General features: G+C 58.8%; 25 protein-coding genes. 13 read left to right on the forward strand and 12 right to left on the reverse strand.

Annotated elements, in window-relative coordinates; all coding sequences use genetic code 11:
- The first annotated feature begins 93 nt into the window (after positions 1-93).
- Positions 94-555, forward strand: a complete 462-nt coding sequence (locus FHP24_RS22820; RefSeq protein WP_139678531.1) for a tripartite tricarboxylate transporter TctB family protein — start codon at positions 94-96, stop codon at positions 553-555.
- Between the two features lie 10 nt (positions 556-565).
- Positions 566-2071, forward strand: a complete 1506-nt coding sequence (locus FHP24_RS22825; protein WP_139678532.1) for a tripartite tricarboxylate transporter permease — start codon at positions 566-568, stop codon at positions 2069-2071.
- Positions 2072-2317: 246 nt separating this feature from the next.
- Here the strand turns inward: FHP24_RS22825 and FHP24_RS22835 are convergent, their stop codons facing one another.
- Positions 2318-3370, reverse strand: coding sequence for a LacI family transcriptional regulator (locus FHP24_RS22835; RefSeq protein ID WP_139678533.1), 1053 nt, complete (start codon positions 3368-3370; stop codon positions 2318-2320).
- A gap of 264 nt (positions 3371-3634) precedes the next feature.
- On the opposite strand from FHP24_RS22835, the gene FHP24_RS22840 reads away from it, so the two are divergent.
- From FHP24_RS22840 to FHP24_RS22865, 6 genes are all read left to right on the forward strand, one after another.
- Entirely contained in the window at positions 3635-4885 is a 1251-nt protein-coding gene (locus FHP24_RS22840) for an ABC transporter substrate-binding protein (protein WP_180356101.1), read from the forward strand.
- A gap of 252 nt (positions 4886-5137) precedes the next feature.
- Positions 5138-6064, forward strand: coding sequence for a carbohydrate ABC transporter permease (locus tag FHP24_RS22845; protein WP_210237864.1), 927 nt, complete (start codon positions 5138-5140; stop codon positions 6062-6064).
- Complete coding sequence (locus FHP24_RS22850; protein ID WP_139678535.1) at positions 6061-6942, forward strand: carbohydrate ABC transporter permease; 882 nt, start codon at positions 6061-6063, stop codon at positions 6940-6942. The genes FHP24_RS22845 and FHP24_RS22850 overlap by 4 nt, the downstream gene beginning before the upstream one ends.
- Before the next feature lie 6 nt (positions 6943-6948).
- Positions 6949-8049: an ABC transporter ATP-binding protein gene (locus FHP24_RS22855; RefSeq protein ID WP_139678536.1), complete on the forward strand. Its 1101-nt coding sequence runs from the start codon at positions 6949-6951 to the stop codon at positions 8047-8049.
- A 244-nt stretch (positions 8050-8293) separates the two neighbouring features.
- Positions 8294-9991: a sensor histidine kinase gene (locus FHP24_RS22860; RefSeq protein ID WP_139678537.1), complete on the forward strand. Its 1698-nt coding sequence runs from the start codon at positions 8294-8296 to the stop codon at positions 9989-9991.
- An 89-nt stretch (positions 9992-10080) separates the two neighbouring features.
- On the forward strand, positions 10081-11109 hold the full coding sequence (locus FHP24_RS22865; RefSeq protein ID WP_180356102.1) for a DNA topoisomerase IB: 1029 nt from the start codon (positions 10081-10083) through the stop codon (positions 11107-11109).
- Positions 11110-11153: 44 nt separating this feature from the next.
- On the opposite strand, the gene FHP24_RS22870 is transcribed toward FHP24_RS22865, so the two are convergent.
- The 3 genes from FHP24_RS22870 to FHP24_RS22880 form a co-directional block, all read right to left on the reverse strand.
- Positions 11154-11714 (reverse strand): DJ-1/PfpI/YhbO family deglycase/protease, encoded by a 561-nt coding sequence (locus tag FHP24_RS22870; protein ID WP_139678539.1) that lies wholly within the window; start codon positions 11712-11714, stop codon positions 11154-11156.
- Between the two features lie 53 nt (positions 11715-11767).
- Positions 11768-11965, reverse strand: coding sequence for a hypothetical protein (locus tag FHP24_RS22875; protein ID WP_139678540.1), 198 nt, complete (start codon positions 11963-11965; stop codon positions 11768-11770).
- Between the two features lie 425 nt (positions 11966-12390).
- The gene (locus FHP24_RS22880) at positions 12391-12651 is read right to left on the reverse strand and encodes a hypothetical protein (RefSeq protein WP_139678541.1); all 261 of its coding nucleotides are present in this window, start codon (positions 12649-12651) and stop codon (positions 12391-12393) included.
- 211 nt (positions 12652-12862) lie between these two features.
- Here FHP24_RS22880 and glgX point away from each other — a divergent pair, with 211 nt between their 5' ends.
- Complete coding sequence (gene glgX / locus FHP24_RS22885) at positions 12863-14941, forward strand: glycogen debranching protein GlgX (RefSeq protein ID WP_210237865.1); 2079 nt, start codon at positions 12863-12865, stop codon at positions 14939-14941.
- A gap of 80 nt (positions 14942-15021) precedes the next feature.
- On the opposite strand, the gene FHP24_RS22890 is transcribed toward glgX, so the two are convergent.
- Together FHP24_RS22890 and FHP24_RS22895 are read right to left on the reverse strand one after the other, a co-directional pair.
- On the reverse strand, positions 15022-15282 hold the full coding sequence (locus FHP24_RS22890; protein ID WP_210237866.1) for a helix-turn-helix domain-containing protein: 261 nt from the start codon (positions 15280-15282) through the stop codon (positions 15022-15024).
- Positions 15269-15544 carry a BrnT family toxin gene (locus FHP24_RS22895; RefSeq protein ID WP_139678543.1) on the reverse strand — a complete coding sequence of 92 codons (276 nt, stop codon included), beginning with the start codon at positions 15542-15544 and terminating at the stop codon, positions 15269-15271. The genes FHP24_RS22890 and FHP24_RS22895 overlap by 14 nt, the downstream gene beginning before the upstream one ends.
- A 155-nt stretch (positions 15545-15699) precedes the next feature.
- Here FHP24_RS22895 and FHP24_RS22900 point away from each other — a divergent pair, with 155 nt between their 5' ends.
- Complete coding sequence (locus FHP24_RS22900; protein WP_246091913.1) at positions 15700-16224, forward strand: antibiotic biosynthesis monooxygenase; 525 nt, start codon at positions 15700-15702, stop codon at positions 16222-16224.
- A 24-nt stretch (positions 16225-16248) separates the two neighbouring features.
- On the opposite strand, the gene glgA is transcribed toward FHP24_RS22900, so the two are convergent.
- Complete coding sequence (gene glgA / locus FHP24_RS22905; RefSeq protein ID WP_139678545.1) at positions 16249-17727, reverse strand: glycogen synthase GlgA; 1479 nt, start codon at positions 17725-17727, stop codon at positions 16249-16251.
- Positions 17728-18082: 355 nt separating this feature from the next.
- The gene (locus FHP24_RS22910; protein ID WP_246091904.1) at positions 18083-18487 is read right to left on the reverse strand and encodes a DUF2934 domain-containing protein; all 405 of its coding nucleotides are present in this window, start codon (positions 18485-18487) and stop codon (positions 18083-18085) included.
- Between the two features lie 162 nt (positions 18488-18649).
- Between FHP24_RS22910 and FHP24_RS22915 the strand changes: the two genes are divergently transcribed.
- Positions 18650-18901 carry a hypothetical protein gene (locus FHP24_RS22915; protein ID WP_139678546.1) on the forward strand — a complete coding sequence of 84 codons (252 nt, stop codon included), beginning with the start codon at positions 18650-18652 and terminating at the stop codon, positions 18899-18901.
- Between the two features lie 52 nt (positions 18902-18953).
- On the opposite strand, the gene FHP24_RS22920 is transcribed toward FHP24_RS22915, so the two are convergent.
- From FHP24_RS22920 to FHP24_RS22925, 3 genes are all read right to left on the reverse strand, one after another.
- Positions 18954-19454 (reverse strand): YciE/YciF ferroxidase family protein, encoded by a 501-nt coding sequence (locus FHP24_RS22920; RefSeq protein ID WP_139678547.1) that lies wholly within the window; start codon positions 19452-19454, stop codon positions 18954-18956.
- Between the two features lie 118 nt (positions 19455-19572).
- Entirely contained in the window at positions 19573-19743 is a 171-nt protein-coding gene (locus FHP24_RS28830) for a hypothetical protein (RefSeq protein ID WP_180356083.1), read from the reverse strand.
- A 185-nt stretch (positions 19744-19928) separates the two neighbouring features.
- On the reverse strand, positions 19929-20135 hold the full coding sequence (locus FHP24_RS22925) for a hypothetical protein (protein ID WP_139678548.1): 207 nt from the start codon (positions 20133-20135) through the stop codon (positions 19929-19931).
- 168 nt (positions 20136-20303) lie between these two features.
- Between FHP24_RS22925 and FHP24_RS22930 the strand changes: the two genes are divergently transcribed.
- On the forward strand, positions 20304-20810 hold the full coding sequence (locus FHP24_RS22930; protein ID WP_246091905.1) for a sigma-70 family RNA polymerase sigma factor: 507 nt from the start codon (positions 20304-20306) through the stop codon (positions 20808-20810).
- 28 nt (positions 20811-20838) lie between these two features.
- Complete coding sequence (locus FHP24_RS22935; protein WP_139678549.1) at positions 20839-21354, forward strand: superoxide dismutase family protein; 516 nt, start codon at positions 20839-20841, stop codon at positions 21352-21354.
- Between the two features lie 2 nt (positions 21355-21356).
- Here the strand turns inward: FHP24_RS22935 and FHP24_RS22940 are convergent, their stop codons facing one another.
- Positions 21357-22082, reverse strand: a complete 726-nt coding sequence (locus tag FHP24_RS22940; protein ID WP_139678550.1) for a glutathione S-transferase — start codon at positions 22080-22082, stop codon at positions 21357-21359.
- Positions 22083-22175 lie beyond the last annotated feature (93 nt).

The following is a 22175-nucleotide window of genomic DNA, read 5'->3' on the forward strand; positions in this document are numbered from 1 at the left end:
CCCACCTGTGGGGGAGATGCCCGGCAAGGCAGAGGGGGGCGAACTTGCTCCAGTCATCAACGCAAGACCATCTCCCACACCAACGGAGACACCATGAATTCCCAGTCATTCGACAAAGCCAATCTGATCTGCGGTATCCTACTGATCCTGGCCGGTATTTTCTTCGCCTATCAGTCGATCGAACTCGAACTCGGCACGGCGTTCCGCATGGGGCCGGGGTATTTCCCGTTCATTCTGGCGATGGCGCTGATCCTTTTCGGTGCGATCATCCTCTTCCAGGCATTCCGCGTAGAGGGGGAGCCGATCGGGCCGATCGCCTGGCGCGGGATCATCTTCATTCTCGCGGCGCCGATCTTTTTCGGCATCACGGTACGCGGTCTCGGCTTCGTGCCGTCGCTGTTCTTCACCGGGCTCATTGCCGCTTTCGCATCCCACAAGATGAAGCCGCTGACGGCTGTCGTGCTTGCCGCTCTGCTGACGATCTTTTCGATCGCGGTGTTCTCCTACGGCCTCGGCCTTCCCTTCCAGCGTTTCGGCCCCTGGGTCCGGTTTTAGGATTTGACTGATGGATCTGTTCAATAACCTTCTTCTCGGCTTCCAGACGGCAGGGTCGATCGAGAACCTGTTCTTCTGCCTGATCGGTGTGCTGCTCGGCACGCTGATCGGCGTTTTGCCCGGCATCGGTGCCACGGCGACGATCGCCATGCTCCTGCCGATCACCTTCCAGCTCGAGCCGGTCTCGTCGCTGATCATGCTCGCCGGCATCTATTACGGCGCGCAATATGGCGGCTCGACCACGGCGATCCTGATCAATATGCCGGGCGAATCCTCTTCGGCCGTCACTGCCATCGACGGCTACCAGATGGCGCGCAAAGGCAAGGCGGGGGCGGCACTTGCGATCGCCGCAATCGGCTCGTTTTTCGCCGGCACGGTCTCGACCTTTTTGGTTGCGATCTTCGCGCTGCCGCTCACCGGGATTGCGCTGCAATTCGGGGCTGCCGAATATTTCTCGCTGATGGTTGTCGGCCTCGTCTCGTCGATAGCACTGGCGCACGGCTCGATCATCAAGGCGCTGGCCATGGTGGCGCTCGGCCTGCTGCTCGGACTTGTGGGCACCGATATCTATACCGGCGCGCCACGCTTCACACTCGGCATCCGCGAATATGCCGACGGGCTGAATTTCGTGGCGGTTGCCGTCGGTGTCTTCGGCATTGCGGAAATCCTGCGCAATCTTGAAAACGAGAGGACCCGCGAGGTGCTGATGGCCAAGGTTTCCGGCCTGATGCCCAGCCGCGAGGATCTGCGGGCGATCGTCGCGCCGGTGCTGCGCGGCACGGCGATCGGATCGGTTCTCGGCATTCTGCCGGGTGGCGGTGCGATCCTCGCATCATTCGCCTCCTATACGGTGGAGAAGAAGGTCTCGAAACATCCGGAAGAGTTCGGCCACGGCGCGGTGGCCGGCGTGGCAGGCCCGGAATCGGCCAACAATGCCGGTGCCCAGACCTCATTCATCCCGCTTCTGACGCTCGGCATTCCCGCGAACCCGGTCATGGCGCTGATGGTCGGCGCGATGATCATCCAGGGTATCGTGCCGGGTCCGAATGTGGCGGCAGAACAGCCGGCCCTGTTCTGGGGCATCATCGCCTCGATGTGGATCGGCAACCTGATGCTGGTCATCCTCAACCTGCCGCTGATCGGGCTGTGGGTGAAGCTGCTGACAATTCCCTATTATCTGCTTTTCCCGATTATCATGGCCTTCTGCTCGATCGGCGTCTACAGCGTCAATTCCAACGTCTACGACCTCTATGCCGTCGCCTTTTTCGGCCTGCTCGGTTACCTGCTCTTGAAGCTGCGCTGCGAGCCGGCACCGCTACTGCTGGGCTTCGTGCTGGGACCGTTGCTGGAGGAAAACCTGCGGCGCGCGATGATTTTGTCGCGCGGTGATCCATCAACCTTCGTCACGCGCCCGATCAGCGCCGGGCTGCTGTTCATCGCAGTCGTCGTGCTGATTGTCGTCTTCCTGCCGAGTGTGCGGAAGAAGCGCGAAGAGGTGTTCGTCGAGGAGGATTGAGCATGATGCATGCGCCGGCGAGCGTCGGCGCATGCCGGCCCCCCCCTCTGGCCTGCCGGCCATCTCCCCCGCAGGTGGGGAGATCACACGCGGCGCTACCTTCGCTTCCTGTTGAGCGTAGAATGGTAGCGACGCCAAAAATGAAGTTTGCTTGAGGTGAGGAGCAGGCGCCCAGCTGATCTCCCCCCTTGTGGGGGAGATGCCCGGTAGGGCAGAGGGGGGCTTTGTTGCCCACCGAAAGTAACTTCACACCTCTAGCACCGCCTGCAATTCACCCACCGGCGTCGCCCCCGCCATGCGTTTCAGCAGCAAGGTCGCCATCAACCGTCCGGCCTCCGAAAGGTCCTCGTAGATCGTCTCGATTCGTGGTCGCACCTGATCGAACAGGCCGGATGTCTGCTTGGCCACCAGCCGCACGTCGCGGCCGATCGCAAGGCCCAGATCGTGGGTGGCCGACATCACCGCCATGGCCGACACTTCGCCGCCGCAGATGAAGCCATCCGGTGGATCGGGCTCCGCTAACCTCGCCGCAACATGATCGCGAACCGCGTCCGCCTTGCTGTCGAGCGTGATGCCCGCAGCGATCTCGAAACCGATGCCTTCCTCCCGCACGGCCGTCATGAAGCCATGGCGCATGTGATGATGGAAGGTGAAGCGTTCGGGCGGCAGGATGATGAACAGCCGCTGACAACCCGAGGCGATCAGCCTTTTCGCCGCGTCATAGGTGAAACGGTAATTGTCGTAGTCGACGTAAGGGTGCGGCGTCGCGAGTTCCGTGCGCCCATGGCAGACGAAGGGAAACCCCGCTTCCAGCAGGAATTTCACCCGCTCGTCCGATGGTTCGGTGCGGCTGAACAATATGCCGTCGGCCATCCTGTTGCGGACGATATGGCGGACGGGATCGATCTGCGGGATGTCGGAAAAATGCGGTGTGATGACGAGGTGGTAGGGTGTGCCGCGCAGCGTCGCCGTCATGCCTCTGATCATCGACGTGCCGTAGCCGAGGATTTCCTCGTGGGGATCGAGAACCAGGCTGATGACGTTGGTGCGACCGGTGCGCAGGCGCTGGGCCGCCCGGTCTGGCAGATAACCAACCTTCGCTGCGGCCGCCTGAACGCGCTGGCGCGTCTCGCGGGCAATCAGCGGATCGTCGCCGAGCGCACGCGACACGGTGGTCACGGCCAACCCTGTGAGTTCGGCGATCGTCTTCAGCGTCGGTTTGCGGTGGGAACCGGGATTTGAAGGCGAAGCGCTGGCCGTGTTCGGCTTGCCTTCGTCTTCCGCATCGTCCAGCGGCATGTGTGATCCTCCATCCAGCCGCTGATCGCGACCGGAGCTCGATATATATCGTTACAAATTCCACGCCGATTTCCAGAAATTTCTTTCTGGTCGCCGGATATTTTCAGGATTCTCTGAAATTCGCGATATGGATCAATACTTTAAAAAATTGATCGAGAGCAATTCAAAAACCTTCGCGTATGGGTTGACACTTGCTCGGGTTATAACGTTATAAATTGCCCTGTCCGGAGAGGAGCCCGGATTTGGAGGAGATCACCGATGAATATTCGAGCCATTACAAAACTGGCTGCGGGCGTGGCTTTGCTTGCCATGACGGCCGGTGCGGTCAAGGCCGCCGAAGAGGTTGAAGTGCTGCACTGGTGGACGTCCGGCGGGGAAGCTGCGGCGCTCAACGTGCTGAAGGAAAATCTGCAGAAAGAGGGCGTTTCCTGGAAGGATATGCCGGTTGCCGGCGGCGCCGGTTCCGCCGCCATGACCGCGCTTCGCGCCCGTGTAACGGCCGGCGATCCGCCAACCGCCGTGCAGCTGCTCGGTTTCGACCTGCGTGACTGGTCCCAAATGGGCGTTGCCGCCAACCTCGACGAGCTTGCCGCCAAGGAAGGCTGGGACAAGGTCATCCCGCCGGCCCTGCAGGAATTTTCCAAATATGACGGCCATTGGGTCGCAGCCCCGGTCAATATCCACTCGACCAACTGGCTGTGGCTGAACAAGGCGGCACTCGACAAGGCCGGCGGCAAGGTGCCGACCAATATCGACGAGCTGTTTGCGCTGCTCGACAAGTTCAAGGCCGAAGGCATCGTCCCGCTCGCGCATGGCGGCGTTCCGTGGCAGGATGGGACTTTGTGGGAAGCAGTCGTGCTTTCCGTCGGCGGGCCGGATTTCTACAAGAAGGCCGTGCTCGAAGCCGATCCGGCAGCACTGTCCGGCGACACGATGAAGAAGGTCTTCGACGACATGTCGAAGCTTCGCACCTATTTCGACCCGAATTTCTCCGGCCGCGAATGGAACCTGTCGACCGCTCTCGTCATCGAAGGCAAGGCCGGCGCGCAGGAAATGGGCGACTGGTCGAAGGGCGAATGGCTGCGCGCCAAGAAGGAACCGGGCAAGGATTTCGTCTGCATCCGCTTCCCCGGCACGCAAGGCTCGGTTCTGTTCAATGCCGACCAGTTCATGATGTTCGACGTGGGCAAAAAATCTGCCGACGCGCAGATGAAGATGGCATCCGCCGTCGAAAACCCGGCCTTCCAGATCGCCTTCAACAAGGTGAAGGGTTCGGTTCCGGCCCGTACCGACATTCCGGATACGGATTTCGACGATTGCGCCAAGAAGGGCATGAAGGATCTTAGCGAGGCCTCGTCCAAGGGCACGCTGATGGGCTCGCTCGCCCATGGTTACGCCCAGCCGGCCGCCATCAAGGAAGCCATGCTCGACGTCATCACCCAGCATCTCAACGGTCAGCTGACGACGGATGCTGCGCTGAAGCGTCTGCCGGAAGCGGTGGCTGCGGCGAAGTGATGGAACAGCGCGGTGGGGGAGGTGATCCCCTCACTAGCGATTTCTAACACTTAGCTAAAGCTAAGATGTTGAAATCGCTTTCTCTCCCACAAGGGGAGAGATGAGTGCGCCGCGCCGTCCGCGAATCTACCTCTCCCCTTGTGGGAGAGGTTACAAAATCAAGATCTTAGCTTCAGCTAAGTCTTAGATTTTGTTGGTGAGGGGGCTGACGCCGATCCCTTTTCACAACCGTATTCCCTACCGGAGAACCCCATGACGACAATCGAACCGATGCCGGTGATCGCTGCGGAACGGCCGCGAAAATCCTTTGCCGACAGGTTGCGCAGCGGCCTGCCCAAGCTGGTGCTGGCGCCGTCCTTCGCCGTCATCCTGATCTTCGTCTATGGCTTCATCCTCTGGACGATCACGCTGTCCTTCACCACGTCACGCATCCTGCCGGTCTATAAATGGGGCGGGTTCGATGCCTATTTCCGGCTCTGGTCGCAGCCGAACTGGTATGTGGCGATGCAGAACCTCGCGATTTTCGGCGTGCTCTATATCGCGCTCTGCACGGCGATCGGGCTTTTCATCGCCATCCTGATGGACCAGCGCATTCGCGCCGAGGGCGTGCTTCGGCCGATCTTTCTTTATCCGATGGCGCTGTCATTCGTCGTCACCGGTACGGCATGGAAATGGTTCCTCAATCCCGGCCTGGGCTTGGAACACACGATGCGCAATCTCGGCTGGGAAAGCTTTACTTTCGACTGGCTGGTGAACCCGAAAATGGCGATCTATACCGTCGTAATCGCTGGCGTCTGGCAGGCGTCGGGCTTCATCATGGCGATGTTTCTGGCCGGCCTTCGCGGCATAGACGGCGAAATCATCAAGGCGGCGCAGATCGACGGGGCTTCGACGGTCAGCATCTACCGACGCATCATCATTCCGCTGTTGCGCCCTGTGTTTCTCTCAGCCTTCATCGTGCTCGCGCATATGGCGATCAAATCCTACGACCTCGTCATCGCGCTGACCGGTGGCGGGCCGGGCAATGCGACCGAGCTGCCATCCACCTTCATGTATTCCTACACGTTCAACCGCAACCAGATGAATGTCGGTTCGGCCAGCGCCGTGATGATGCTGATGGGCATTACCGCGATCATCGTTCCCTATCTCTATTCGGAACTGCGGGAGAAGAAACAATGAGCGCCGCACCCGAAACCATCAGCGCCGGCTCGGCACGTTTCACCCGCTTTTTTATCTACGGCGCGCTGATCATCCTCGCGATCGTCTACCTGCTGCCGCTTTACGTGATGCTGTCGACCTCGCTGAAATCGCTCGACGAAATCCGCGGCGGCGACATGCTGGCGCTGCCGACCGATCCGTCTATCGCGGCCTGGATGAAGGCCTGGGGCGAAGCCTGCATCGGGGTCTCCTGCGTCGGTATCAAGGGATATTTCTGGAACTCGATCAAGATGGTCGTGCCGGCCGTCGTCATCTCGACTTTGCTCGGTGCGCTCAACGGTTACGTGCTGACCAAATGGCGGTTTCCCGGCCACAAGCTGGTTTTCGGCATGATGCTGTTTGCCTGCTTTATCCCGTTCCAGGCGGTGCTGATCCCGATGGCGCGGCTGCTTGGCCTGATGGGCCTGTCGAATTCGACGACCGGCCTTGTCATGGTCCACGTTGTTTACGGCCTCGGCTTCACCACGCTGTTCTTCCGCAACTATTACGAAGCCTTTCCGGATGAGCTGGTGAAGGCTGCGATGATCGACGGTGCCGGGTTCTTCAAGATCTTCTGGCGAATATTGCTGCCAAGTTCGGGGCCGATCATCGTCGTCACCGTCATCTACCAGTTCACCAATATCTGGAACGACTTTCTGTTCGGCGTCTCGTTTTCGTCCGGCGAAGCCTCGCCGATGACGGTAGCGCTCAACAACCTCGTTTCGTCTTCCACCGGCGTCAAGGAATACAATGTCGACATGGCGGCGGCCGTCTTTGCCGCTTTGCCGACGCTGTTCGTTTATGTCGTCGCCGGACGTTATTTCGTGCGCGGTCTTATGGCCGGCGCCGTCAAGGGATAAACCTTCATGAGCTTTCTTGAAATCAGGAACATCCGCAAGAAGATCGGCAGCGTCGAGATCCTCAAGGGTATCGATATCAGCCTTGAAAAGGGTGGCTTTCTCGTGCTTGTCGGTCCATCCGGCTGCGGCAAGTCCACGCTTCTGAATGCGATCGCCGGCCTGCTGCCACCGTCCTCGGGCGACATCGTCATTGACGGCCAGGTGGTGACGGACCTGCATCCGTCGAAGCGCGATATCGCCATGGTCTTCCAGTCCTATGCGCTCTACCCGAACATGACGGTGGAGGAGAACATCGCCTTTGCGCTGGAAATGCGCGGGGTGGACAAGGCCGGGCGTGCCAAGGCGGTGGCGCAGGTGGCAAAAACCCTGCAGATCGAACATCTTCTGAAGCGTCGCCCGAGCCAGCTTTCCGGCGGCCAGCGCCAGCGTGTTGCGATGGGCCGGGCGCTGGTGCGCCAGCCGCGCGTCTTCCTGTTCGATGAGCCGCTCTCCAACCTCGATGCCAAGCTGCGTGTCGAAGTCCGCGCCGAGATCAAGGCGTTGCATCAGAACACTCATGCAACGATCGTCTACGTCACTCATGACCAGATCGAAGCAATGACGCTTGCGACCAAGATCGTCGTGCTGAAGGAAGGCATCGTCCAGCAGGTCGGCACGCCGGCGGAAATCTACAATCGTCCGGCCAATCTCTTCGTCGCCGATTTCATGGGCTCGCCGGCGATGAACATGCTGAAGGGCAGGGTGGTCGCAGGCGGTATCCAGTTGTTCGGTGCCGGCGGGCAGGGGGTGACGGTCAAAATCCCGCCTTCGGTTACGACTTCCATTCCCGAGGGCAGCCAGGTTGTCCTCGGCCTGCGTCCCGAAGCGATCTCGGACCAGGGGTCTGCCGATGCGGCTGCTGCTGCCAGCGCGCATATAGATGCGCAGGTGATGATCGTGGAACCGACCGGATCCGATACGTTCGTCACCGGCAAACTCGATGGCACGACCTTTACCGGCCGTGCCCGTGCGGAAACGGTGGTCGAACCCGGCCAGACCTTTCGCTTTGTCTTCAATCTCGACAAGGCGGTGGTTTTCGACCCGGAGAGCGGCAGCCGCATCGACTGAATACGGTGGTGGAAGGGTTTCCTGCGCCCCTTGCCACTGTCCCGAAACGGTACGGCTGATACGTTTCCGTAACACCGTGGGGCAAGGTCGCGTCCGGTTGTTCCAAACAGCTGTTGGCGCGATCTGTAAAAGCGGTTAGAACCGTTTTGGGCTAAGATGTATTAGCGTAGGGCGGGACGAACTGATGATCAGTGACAGCGGGCAGCTTTTGCCTGCAGCTTTATTATTGGCTTAAGATAGCGGAATGTTTAGATTTTCGCGTCTTTTCCCCACAGCCTCGATCGGCGCCTATCTGATGGCGCTGGTGATTGTTGTCGCCCTGCCGCTGCTTGCCTTCGTCAGTTTTCTCGTCCTGCAGCTTGAGGGCCAGGAGCGCGAGGGGCTGGCCAACGAGACGGCCGAGGATGCGCAGCTGATCGCCCGATCCGTCGATCGCGAATTGCAGGATATGGCGACGACCTTGCGTCTGCTGATCACATCGCCGGAGCTTGAAGCGGGCGATCTGAGAGCCTTCCACGACCGTACCCAGCGCAGCCTCCGCTCCAATTCGCTTTATGTCATCGTCGTCGACAAGGATGGCCAGCAGCGACTGAATACCCGTTCGCCCTTCGGCGAACCGCTGGTCAAGATGTCGAACATGCCGGCATTGGAATCGGTGCTCAAATCGCGCATCACCGAAGTTTCCAGCGTGTTTTTCGGCAAGACCAGCAACAAGTGGGTGTTCAACGTCGCCATGCCGTTGCCCGACGAGCTTTCCCATGCCGGCTCTGCCGTGATCATGACGCAGAATGCCGAGGACATGGAAAAGCTGGTTTCCGTCGAGGGTCTTCCTGCCGGCTGGTCGGCGGCCGTCATCGATGGGCAAGGTCAGGTCGTGGCCTCGGCCGGGGCTGAAAAGATCGCTTCGGGCAAGCCGTTCGACAGTGAAACCCTGCGCCTGATGACGGGTTTCAAGGGCACGATCGAAGATGTCGATGGCGATGAAAAGCAGATGTACGGTTATGCCCAGATCACCGGCTGGACCTGGAAGGCCGTCGTCTGGGGGCCGATCGCATCGGCACAGGAAGGCATCATCACCACGTTCAAGCAGCTGATTGCGGGCGGCGTGATCTTCCTGACGCTGGCGGTCCTGTTTGCCTATACGATCGCCCGTCAGCTTCGCACGCCGATCCGGCAGATTGCCGATATGGCAGAGCGGATCGGCAAGGGCGAGATTGTGTCGCCGGTCGAGACGCGGATCACCGAAGCCAACCAGGTGGCGGTGGCGCTGTCGAACGCATCCTTCGACCGCAGCGAGGCGGAAGACCGCATCCATCTCATCCTGCACGAACTGGTGCATCGGACGAAGAACATCCTGACGCTGGTGCAGGCGATGATGCGCCAGCTCGGCCGTCAGGATACGACCATGCCGGAATTCCAGAAGGCGATCAGCACCCGCCTGCAGGGGCTGGCGAAATCGATCGAGGCGCTGGCCAAGGAACAATGGGCTGGCGTTCGCCTGAGGCGTGTCATCGAGATCCACCTGTCGAACTTTGAGGCCGGTGACCGGCTGCTCGTTCAGGGCGAGGATTTCATGCTTAAAGCCGAGGCGGTACAAAATCTCGGCCTGGTGCTGCATGAACTGGCGACCAACTCGGTGAAATACGGTGCGCTTTCGGTTCCGCATGGCCGCGTGCGCATCCGTTGGGATGATGTCTCCCCCGAAGATGATGGACGGCCAAAAATCCGGCTTGTCTGGGAGGAAAGCGGCGGCCCGCTGGTGAGCGAGCCATCCCGCAAGGGGTTTGGAACGACCATCATCCAGCGCCATGCGATTGCGGCTTTCGGTGGACAGGTGGATGTCGAGTTCCGCCCGGAAGGTCTGATCTGGCGGCTTGTCGCGCCGCGCGCCAATCTGGAACGCGACGAGGCGAGCGAAGAGCGCCGCAGTCTGGCAATCTAGTTCGTGACGATTTGATCGACCGGCGCAGGAACGAAGAATAACCCGTCGCCGTTCTAGCGCTCATGGACCTGTCGCTCAAAACCATCGAAATCGATGCCGTTTCTCTGGAAACAATCGGGCTTACCTATGTCCACGGTACCGAGCCGGGCATCCGCCGGCTAAGGCGTGGCAAAGGGTTCTCCTACAAGCTGCCGGACGGTACGGTTCTTTCGAGCGAAAAGGATCGCCTGCGTATTACCGCACTCGGTCTGCCGCCGGCTTACGAAAATGTCTGGATCTGCATCGATCCGCGTGGCCATCTGCAGGCGACGGGTTATGACTCCCGCGGACGAAAACAGTATCGGTATCACACGGAGTGGCAGAGTTTCCGCAGCGAGCAGAAGTTCGACCAGCTCTTGCGTTTTGGTGAAGCTCTGCCGCGTATTCGCCGCAAGGTGAAGCGTGATCTGTCGCTTGGTCTCGACCACTCGGATTGTGTTCTCGCCGCCCTTGTTGCACTGATGGATGTCACGCATCTGCGTGTCGGCAACCGCGCCTATGCCAAGGAAAACCGCACCTATGGTGCGACGACGCTTCTCAAGCGGCACATGGTTCTCTCCGGCGATGGCGTTCTGTTGCGCTTCACGGCCAAGGGCGGCAAACGCGTCCAGCATACGCTCAAACATCCGAGGCTGCAGCGTATCTTCGAGGAAATCGCGGATCTGCCGGGCCGCCAGCTCTTCTCGTTCCCGGATGAACACGGCACGCCGCGGCCGGTCGATTCCGGTAGGCTCAATGCCTATCTGGCAAAGGCGGCCGGTTTTCCGGTCTCCGCCAAGACTTTCCGAACCTGGGGAGGCAGCCTCGCTGCCTTCATGACGGCGTGGACGGTGTTGGAAGACGAGGATAAACGGCCGAAGATAAAGGTGCTCACCAAGGCGGCGTCGGATGTGTTGCAGAATACCCCTGCTGTCTGCCGGTCAAGCTATATCCATCCAAGCATTCTTGACCTTTCGGAAGATGACACGCCGCTTCGCCGGGTCATGAATGACGGGAATTCTTCCAAGGCACCGCGCGGATTGCGCATCAACGAAGCCCGATTGGTGACGTTTCTGAAAGAGACAGGTTCAAACGAATAGGCCGCCCCAGAAGGACGGCCCGTCAAGGTCTGGACTGATGTGCCTCACGCAGCGCGGCGCTGGTGTCTGCCTTCTTCGACTTCCTCGATGATCTTGGCGACAAACTGGGCCAGATCCTTCGGAGAACGCGAGGTGATGATGCCGTTGTCGGTAACCACCGCCTCGTCCTTCCAGTTGGCCCCGGCATTGCGCATGTCGGTCCGGATCGAAGGATAGGATGTCGCCTTTCGGCCGCGCAAGGCGTCGGCTTCGACCAGCAGCCATGGTCCATGGCAGATCGCGGCAACCGGTTTTCCGCTGCTGATGAACTGGCGGACCAGCTGAACGGCGTCCTCGTTGTTGCGCAGGACGTCCGGGTTGATCTGGCCGCCCGGCAGAACGAGGGCGTCGAAATCCTCGACATTGACCGCATTCACCTCAAGATCGACGGCCACACAGTCACCCCAGTCCTTTTCGTCCCAGCTTTTGATTTCGCCGGATTTGATCGAGGCGATTTTGACATTGGCACCGCGCTTGGTCAGCTCTTCCAGCGGAACGCGCAGTTCCGAGCGCTCGTAGCCATCGGTAGCCAGAATGAGGATGTTGGCGGATTGGATGTTCGCCATGATAAGCTCCTTATTGGATTGTTTTTTTCAGGTATTCGGCGGCCTGTCGGTGATCAGAGCCGTCCGGTAGACAGGTCGCGCCCGTTGATCGACGCCGGCACGCTGATTTCGTCCCGCTGCGTCTTTGGAAGCGGAAGCCAAACTGCACCCGGCACGGCGACCTGAATGTCTTTAGGACGCACAGCCTGGAACGTCGGTTGAACCCGATGGGATAAAAAGCGGTTCCTGAGCATCGTGAAAAAGTGCTGCATGGTAGTCTCCCGTGTCAGTCGTTGACAACTTGCGTTGCGACCTGTCTCGATGGGCTAACAAGCCGGGGAGGCGAAACGTTCCCTGAATTTTACGCCGGTTCATCCATTGTGAAGCAGCACGACACGCTATGCCATGTCGAAAATATGATGCTCTCGCAGCCTCTGGCCACGAGAGCTTGGGGCCTCTTTCGTCGAGGCCTCATTCCCCTCCTCGGGAAACTTCAAACCGGAATGACGAACATATAACAGGCGGCTATCACCAGCGCGAAACCTGCAACCTCAAACCATTCCCTGACCATTGTCGCCTCCATCGAACTCTGGATCCAAGAACGTGCTGTTGCCATTGTAGTTCCATGAAATCGCCATAAACATGGCAGGTCGGCCACAAATGTGAACAGGTGTTAAAATAAGCCCTCAGTCGATGCCTAGCTTGCCTCGGCCCGGGCGCGTGCGGCTTCCAGAATGGCGCGGATTTCTCGCGCCGAGGCGTTTTCGATCGCAAAAGCGGTGTCCGGCATAACACCGGGATCTTCCTCATGGTCCTTGAATGTTGCGTCGTCGCGCAGCTTTCTCAAAAATGTCGTGATTGTCACTTCGCCGCCGATCATCGCCGAGAGCATTTCGATCATCAGTTCGCGATGGGCGTTCAGCCGCCCTTCCAGTTCTTCCGGGGTCAGCGATGTCATTGAGGTTTCCTCTTTGTTGTTTCCGCCCGTCCTTCGTCAGATAGGCGGTCTCCCGGCATTGGGAACAATCACCGATGCGGAAAGTTTCAGGAGGGCGGCTTCCGTGGCCTTTTCCATGTTTTATCGAGAAGTCGTCATCTGAGCGTTTCATCACGGAACAAAATGCCGCGCCGCACCATTGTCAGGCAGATTTTATCCAGTGGGGTGCGGTATGGACATGAAAGCCAATCAGTTCACGATTCAGGCGGGCGACTGGACGCGGCTCGGCGCCAATTTCGATGGCGAGGGGATCAATTTTGCGATCTTTTCCGCCCATGCGGAACGCGTCGAACTTTGTATCTACGATCCGACCGGAAAGATCGAAATCGCCAGACTCGAACTGCCGGAATACACGCATGAAATCTGGCACGGTTATGTACCCGGCCTGAAACCCGGCGCGCTTTACGGCTATCGTGTGCACGGCCCATACGACCCCGAAAACGGCCATCGTTTCAATCCGAACAAGCTGCTGATCGACCCCTATGCCCGCGAACTTTTCGGTAACATCGAGTGGAACGAGGCGCATTTCGCCTATGATCTTCTTGCCGAAGACAAGGACCTCACCTTCGATACGCGCGACAGCGCGCAGTTCACGCCAAAAGCAAAGGTGATCGATCCGAACGAATTCGACTGGCAGGACAGGAACCGCCCGAACATTCCGTGGTCGAAGTCGCTTATCTACGAGACCCATGTGAAGGGGTTCACCCAGCTCAATTCAGCTCTGCCGAAGGAACTCCGCGGCACGTTCGAGGGGATGGGGCACAAGGCTTCCGTCGATTACATAAAGAGCCTCGGCATCACCTCGGTCGAGCTTCTTCCGGTTCACTGGTTCCCGGATGACCAGCATCTTCTCGACAAGGACCTGAAGAATTTCTGGGGCTATAACTCGCTCGGTTTCTTCGCGCCCGCCTCGCGTTATTATGGCCCGAACGGCATCCAGGGTTTTCGCGACATGGTGCGGTCTTTCCACGATGCTGGTGTCGAGGTCATTCTCGACGTGGTCTACAATCACACGGCGGAAGGCAACGAGCTCGGTCCGACATTGTCGTTCAAGGGCATCGATAACTTCTCCTACTACCGCACGATGCCGGACCAGCATCGTTATTACATCAACGACACGGGCACCGGAAACACCGTCAACACCTCGCATCCGCGAGTGCTGCAGATGGTGATGGACAGCCTGCGCTACTGGGCGGAATCGATGCATATCGACGGTTTCCGCTTCGACCTTGGCACCATTCTCGGTCGCGAGCCGGAAGGGTTCGACGAGCGCGGCGGATTCTTCGATGCGGTGACGCAGGATCCGGTTCTCTCCAGGCTCAAGCTGATCGGCGAGCCCTGGGATATCGGCCCCGGCGGTTATCAGGTCGGCGGTTTCCCGCCGGGCTGGGCCGAGTGGAACGACAAATATCGCGATACGGTGCGCGAATACTGGAAGGGCGACAATGTCCCGACAGATTTTGCCGCCCGGCTTCTCGGTTCCGGCGACCTCTACGACCAGCGCGGCCGCCGGCCCTGGGCCAGCGTCAACTTCATAACGGCCCATGACGGGTTCACGCTGAACGACCTCGTCTCGTACAACGAGAAGCATAACGAGGCCAATGGCGAGGACAATAACGACGGTCACAACGACAACCGCTCCTACAATTACGGCGCCGAAGGTCCGACCGAGGACGAAGGCATCAATGCGGAGCGCGAGAGGCAGAAGCGGAATTTCCTCGCCACGCTGCTCTTCTCCCACGGCACGCCGATGCTGCTTGCCGGTGACGAATTTGGCCGCAGCCAGCTTGGCAACAATAACGGTTATTGCCAAGACAGCGAGATTTCCTGGGTCCATTGGGACGACCTGCCGGAAACCTGCGAAAGCCTGCGGGAGTTTACCCGCGAGGTAATCAGGCTTCGCGCCGAACAGCCACTGCTGCGCCGTGAAAGCTGGCGCGACGGGACCGATATCAAGTGGTTCAATGCCGGTGGCGGTTTCCAGCAGCCGGAACAGTGGGACGAGGGCACCACGCTCGGCGTCTATCTCGGCCGCGGCGACCTGCAGGAAGAAGAAGGCATCTGGCACGACGTGCTGCTGCTGTTCAATCCGTTCGAAGGCAACGTCCCGTTCCGCATTCCGCAATTCGGCGAGGGCGGATGGGTGTTGGAACTGACCACCTGCGACACAAAGAAACGTGGGCTGACGATTACCAAGGAGAAGGATTTCGAGCTCGAAGGGCGGAGCCTGGCGCTGTTCAGGCGGCCTTGATCGGGTTCTGACGATGCTTTGCCAGTGGCAAGCAAGCAGATGTTCGGTCGCAAATTCGGGTATTTGCGACCGAACGAAAACTACGCGACGGCTTTTGCCACCATCTCCGGATGCTGGGCGATCACCTTCACATAAGCGACGGCAAAATCAGGTGCGGTGACGCGCGCCTGTTCCCAATCACGCAGTGTGCCGACAGGAACCCGGAACCGGCTGGCGAACTCTGATTGCGACAGGCCGAGGCTCATCCGCGTATTGCGGATCAGCCGGGAGCGCAGGCCTCGCTCCACGGCTTCGTCCGTAACGTCGAAATCCTCGGAATCGGCCAGGTCAGCAGGTAGCATGATATGCTCTTTCTTCACCCTTATTGCTCCTTCTCACCGAGATAAAACGGGGTTGGTCATCCCGCCAGACGAAGACGCCGGTGAACAGCTTCTCCTCAACCATGCCAGTCACTTTGAAACGCTCTTCATTGTCGATCGGGCGGATGGATGGTAAGATCAGGTGATGGTCGTCGCCAAAAATCCGATCGCCAAAGGATAGCGAAAGATTGTGCTTTTCGCGGTTGGTTTCGTCCTTGTCTGGGTCGAACCGGTCTTCCGTCATGAGAATGATTTATACGGAATTTCCGTATAATGCGCAAGCTCGACATCCTTTCGTTGACAATGCCGTTTTGCTCTCCTAGCAGACGGTATGGCCCGCCATGGCTTTAACAGCCGCCTCCCTTAAGTCAGAAAAGCAAGGATAAGCATTTGTCCCAGGTGACACGTATCGTTCATCGGCGCGCGAATGCCGGCTGCGAGCAGCAATACGAGGAACTGGCACGCGGCATGCTTGAGGCTTCTTCACGGGCGAAGGGGTATCTTTTCTCAACGCTGATCCCGCCACGTATCGAGGGAGAAGAGTTTCACTTCGTGCAGGTTTTCGCCAGCCAGGCGGATCTCGATGCGTGGGGCCGGTCGAACGTTGCGCACGAATGGCATGAGCGGCTGAAAGACGTTTCCGACCATCCGCCGGAATACCGCATCTTCAACACGACTGACCTCTGGTTCTCGACGAGCGGGCTGACCATGCCGAAGCAGCCGGCGCGCTGGCGCATGGCTTTCGTCATCTGGATGGGGATTTTTCCAACCGCATCCTTTTACGTCTATTTCCTGTTTCCGTGGCTCGCCGACATCCCGTTCCTCTTGAAGATGTTCATCGCCACCGTGCTGATCGTGCCGACCATGTATTTTGGCGTACTGCCGTATCTTCTGCGGTGGATGGGCTGGTTTCTCAGGCGGTAAATCCTTCTCCCGCCCGGCCAGGCATTACCAGAATTTCAGGCGTCGCAGGCCGGTGGCCGGCTGCGATGCCTTTTGCGCCAGGCTTCGATAGACGGCGGCATATTGCTGACCGCTGCGTTCCCACGAGAACTTCGTTTTCATGCCCTGGTTCTGCAGCCTTGCCCACATCTTCGGCTGCTCGTAGGCGTGAAGAGCACGGCGCAGCGCCAGTCGCAGGCCGTTGGTCGTTACGGGATGGAACTGGAAGCCGGTCGCAACTCGGGCCGACATTGCTGCATCATTGGCGTCGATGATCGTTTCCGACAGTCCGCCGGTACGCGAAACGACCGGCACACAGCCGTAGCGCAGCGCGTAGAGCTGGGTGAGGCCACAGGGCTCGAAACGCGAAGGCTGGACGATCGCGTCGGCGCCGCCCTGGACGAGATGGGCCGTCGGTTCGTCATAACCGATATGCACCGCCATGCGGCCGGGATAACGCGATGCCGTTTCCAGCAGCGATTGCTCGATCGCATGGTCGCCCTGGCCGACGATGATGATCCTGCCGCCATTGTTGATCACTTCGTCGGCAGTATCCGCCAGCATGTCGATGCCCTTCTGCCAGGTGATGCGGCTGATGGCAGCAAAGATCGGACCTTTGTCGTCCGCATCCAGGCCGAAACGGTCCAGCAGCGGCTGCCGGTTCTCGCGCTTGCGGCGAAGGTTGGCGATGTCGAATGTCTGTGGAAGGAATTCGTCGGTCGCGGGGTCCCATACGTCGAGGTCGATGCCGTTGACGATGCCGCGCAACACTTCGACGCGTTCGTTCAACACACCATTCAGCCCCATGCCGAAACGCGGCGTCAGGATTTCGCGGGCATAGGTCGGGCTGACGGTGGTGATCACGTCTGCCGTCTGCAGCCCGCCCTTGAGGAAGCTGATGTCGCCGAAATATTCCAATCTGTCGACGGAATAAGCTTCCGGCGGCAATCCGAGCAGGGGCACCAGATCGGACGAATACTGGCCCTGGAAGGCGATGTTGTGAATGGTGATGACGACCGGGGTCATGCAGCCGTTCTGGCGCATGTAGACTGACGTCATCGCCGACTGCCAGTCGTGGGTGTGCACGAGATCCGGCACCCAGCCGGGCAGCGCGCCTGCGGCAATCTCGGCTGCGGCAAGCGATAGGACGGCGAAGCGTTTCCAGTTATCCGGATGATCCTTGCCATGCTGATCGACATAGGGGCCGCCGGGACGGTCATAAAGCGTAGGAGCATCCAGTACGAGAAGATCGAGGCCTTCCACGTGGCCGTGGCGGAGCGTCGCCCGTTCGCCGAGAAGATCTTCGAACTCAAGAAGAGTGGTCGCTTGCCCAAGCTGTTCGATCACCTTGGGGTAGCCCGGCACAAGCGATGTCGTCTCGATCCCGTGCGCGGCAAGCGCCTTGGGAAGCGAACCGGTTACGTCAGCCAGTCCGCCGGTTTTTATCAGCGGATAGATCTCCGACGTAACGGACAGAATTTTCATCTTGGCACTTTCCCCCTGGGCCGTGACAGAACCCAAGCCTACGCGATTCCGCCGCCGGTGATAGCTATTATTATTCAGTTCGATGGAAACATAAGCGCTCATCAGCTTGCGCCCTGCAAGATCGCGTGATCACGGGACGAGAGGCTGCCGCAGCCAGCTTTTCGCGGGATAGATGAACTGAGGTGAGGGCGCTGGCGATGATGCCGGTCAAACAGCTTTCGAGGAATGGTGTTCAAGCCGGTCGTCGAGCCCATGTCTTTAATCCAATACAAAAATACAGAAAGAATTGCCCGGCGACAGGGTCGCCGGTCACTGCATCATTCGCGTTTTTTAAGGCCGGCTCTGACGTTCGAGCCTACTCGGCGGCCGCTTTTTTGGGCCGCTTCTTGGTCTGTTCCGGCTTTACCGCAGCAGCGGCAGCTGGAATTTTGGGCTTGGCATCGGCCGCAATTGCCGAGGCAGGCTTATCTGTCTTTTTGGCCGCCTTGGGAGCGACTGTCTTGGTTGCCTTTGGGGCTGCAGTTGTTTTTGCCGCGCCGTTTTTGGATGGTTTGGCTGCGACGGGTTTCCCTGCCTTGGCCGAAGCGCTGCGCTTTGGCGTATCAGTTTCCGCCGCCGTGGGCTTAAGCGTTGCATATTCCAGCTTCGCCCGTTCCCAATGCTCCGTATCCTTGCCGGAGGGGTAACCCTCCTGCTCCCACAATTCGTACGCTCTGTGCTTGATCCAGTTTTCCTGAGAGGCCGCCATAATCGTCTCCATTGCCCAAATCGCCTAACTCATGCACTGCAGATAGGTTCCGAATGAATGTTAAAAACTGCAATGTCGCGTGAGAACGCCACAAAATATTGGTAGAAATCTCCCCGATGTGATGGAACTTTTGCGTCGCAGCTCGGTTCCGTGAGCGGGAAGGAGAGACTCGTCATGCACAACTACTGCGATATAATGCCTCATGCGACCGGATGGGTCTATGTCATCGATGGCGTTCAATCCGCGTCATTCTATCACAGTTACGAATTGGCGCTCGATGCAGCCCGAACCTGCCTCGCCGCACGCGGCGGGCGCGACAGCCGTGTCTTCCGCTGCCAGAGCCTGAACGGCAATATGCTGCCGATTGAAATCGCCGCTGTGATGCAGCCACCCGGAACAGGGATAGGACCGATCGCCTATCGTTGACGAACAACGTAAAGCCCGGAGCGATCCGGGCTTTACTGTGATGCAGTCTGTCTCAGGCGGCTTTCTTCGCGGCGATGTTGACCGCGCTTTCAGCAAGATCCGACAGAAGATCGTCGGTCTTGGATTCTTCCTTCAGCGTCTCGTCGAGAAGCTTTGCCGCATCCTTCAGGCCCAGCTGCAGAGCCCAGGCGCGAAGCGTGCCATAGCGGCTGATCTCGTAATGCTCGACAGCCTGAGCTGCGGCAAGAAGACCGGCATCGAGTGCAGGCGTGCCCTTGAACTCTTCCAGAATTTCATCGCCTTCGGAAAGAATACCCTCGATCGCATCGCAGGTCTTGCCCTGGGCGCGCTTGCCGATGATCTCGAAAACCTGCTTCAGGCGTTCGATCTGGCCTTCGGTCTCTTCCTTATGGGTCTCGAAGGCTGCTTTCAGCTTCGGGTCCTGGGCGCCGCGCGCCATTTTCGGTAGAGCCTTCACGATCTGCCGTTCGGCGTAATAAATGTCCTTCAGCGTTTCGTAAAAGAGATCGTTGAGCGTCTTTGTCGTCGCCATCGTGGTTTCTCCCTATCAATCCGGTTGACGATTGCAGGTGCCTAACCATGGGGAGATGTCGATAGTTCCGGGTCTGTACGGTTTCAGACAATTGGCCGGATGGCTGCGCTAAAACGGTTTAGCGCTCAAGCTTCTCGTTGAGGGCGGTCTGGAGCTTACGGGCAAGTTCGAGCAGGCGATCAGGAATGTCTTCCTTCTCGATCTCCGTCAGCAGGGTCGAGACTTTGCCATTGACGCGGCGCCCCATTCTTGCCTCCCGCTCATCGACCTGAGCATTTTCCTTCGTCATTCCGACCCCTGACGTAAGAGGCGCCGAATATAGTTCCGGCGACCGACATGCAGACCTGATCTTTACATTAGATTTCCATACAGCAAGACCGGCATTCTCGGATATCCCGAAAATGTCACAGATGAATACAAACAAAAATAATGGACGGCTCGCATAACGAACCGTCCATGCGTCATGTGTTCTGATCAGTGTTTTGGTGGCTTTGGCGTGCCGGCAGGTATGGATGTCGTACTGGCCGCAACCGGATCGCTTGCGGGAAAGGTATCTTCCAATCCTTCGTTCAGCTGTTCTTCCAGATCACTTTTATCTTTCTTCGTGCGTGCGGATTCCTCGGTCTGTCTGAGGCTATCGTCAGGGCGTGGTGTATTCGGCGAATTTTTGTCATTGCCCATGGCATCGTCTCCTCGTGTCTGGGTGGCATCACCGATTAAAACGGGAGCCGCTTGGCCTTTGTTCCGCCGCGCAAAAACAGGCTTCCGAGTTTTCGGAACCAAATCGCGAATGCATGCGTTTGCCACCCGTCAATTCAGCCTGAATAGAGTAAGGAGAGGTAGGCAACGGTGTCTGACTCACAGTTGAACGGTGACCCTGCTCGTCAAGATATTGTCAGGCTGATACCGGCTCTTCGCGCATTTGCCCGTACCTTCTGCCGCAATTCTTCGGATGCGGACGATCTGGTGCAGGAAACGTTGATGAAGGCGCTTGCCAATCTCGACAAATTCGAACGTGGCACCAAGCTTAAATCGTGGCTTTTCACGATCATGCGCAACACGTTCTACACACGGTCCAAGATCCTCGGGCGTGAAGCGCCCGGTCTCGAGGAAAACGTGTCCGGCGATACGCCGATCGCCGCCTCGCAGGAAATGGCGGCACGGGCAAAGGAAGTGCAGCGCGCCCTGCAGAAACTACCTCCGCATTATCGCGAGGTGCTGACGCTCGTGGCAATCCTCGGCGAGAGCTACGAGGCGACAGCCGTCATCTGCGATTGCGCTGTCGGCACGGTGAAAAGCCGGCTCAACCGCGCACGGCACCAGATATTGCAGGAACTCGGGGAGGAAGCGGGCTGAGGCCCGTCCGACAGATCAGGAGAACACCATGAAATATCCGCTCGCTACGGCTCTTGCGGCTGCCTCCATCACCATGCCGGGCATGGCGATGAGCCAGGATGCTTCCAAGGCAACAGCCAGATTTATCGGCGCGGATGGCAAGGAGATCGGCACTGCCGACCTTACCGGCACCAAGGCCGGCGTGATGATCGCTGTCGCGATCAGTGGATTGCCTGCCGGTCAGTGGGTCGCCTTCCATGTGCATCAGACCGGGACCTGCGATCATACGACCGGCCATGAATCGGCAGGCGGTCATTTCAATCCAAAAAATGCGGAACATGGCTATCTTGCCGCAAAGGGTCAACATGCCGGCGACATGCCGAACCAGTATGTGCCGGCAGACGGCACGCTCAGGGCGCATGTCTTCAACACGGCCGTCACGCTGGAAGATGGCGACAGTGCCATCAAGGGCAAGGCGCTGATGATCCACGCCAATCCCGACGACTACTCCGGCCAGCCCTCTGGAAACGCCGGCAAACGGCTGGCCTGCGCCGTCATCGAATAGGCTCAGCTGTTCAGATCGAGTTCGGGATAGTGTCGGAAAATCCCGGATTCGCTGAACGGCAGGCGTCGTTCGGACTTCAGATAGGCCTTGATATTCGGTCGTTTGGAAACGTTCTGGCGTAGGGCTGAGAGCTTGGGATAGTCTTTCACCAGCGCCTTCATCGCTTTTGGGAAAGCATAATGCAGGCCTTCCATCACCTGAAACAGTGACAGATCCACATAGGTGAGGTCCTTGCCGATGCTGAAACTCCCAGTCGACGGATTGGCCGACAGCATGCGTTCGAAATAGCCGAGGAATTTCGGGATGCGGTCCTTGATGAATGCTGTAGAGCGGGCCTTCGCCTCAGTCTTCTGATCCTCGTAATAATCACTGGTGCTGATCGGGTGGTGGGTGTCGTGCACCTCGGCGACGAAATCCGTGATCGTCAGCTCCAGCCCATTGGCAATCAGACGGCTCTTTTCGTCTTCCGGAACAAGGCCGAGCTTGGGGCCGAGATAGAGCAGAATATTGGCGACGTGGGAGATAACGAGTTCGCCGTCCTTCAGGAAGGGCGGGGCGAACGGCATCTGGGCGTGGCCGTGGTCTCCCTTGAGGAATTCCATCATCGCCTGTGTGCCGGTCGAACTGCGGCACTTGTCGATATATTTGGCACCCGCTTCTTCCAGCGCCAGGCGTATAAATTCGCCGCGGCCCTGAATGCCGTCCCAGTAGTAAAGTTCGTATGGCATGCGCTGTGAGAACTCCCTGTTTCCAGAAGAGACATAGCGACCGCAGCAAGTTTTCAAGACCGGTATCCTGATCGCCCCGGCCGGCTGGTACAA

This window comes from Aliirhizobium smilacinae, assembly GCF_006335145.1.
Classification (GTDB): domain Bacteria; phylum Pseudomonadota; class Alphaproteobacteria; order Rhizobiales; family Rhizobiaceae; genus Neorhizobium; species Neorhizobium smilacinae.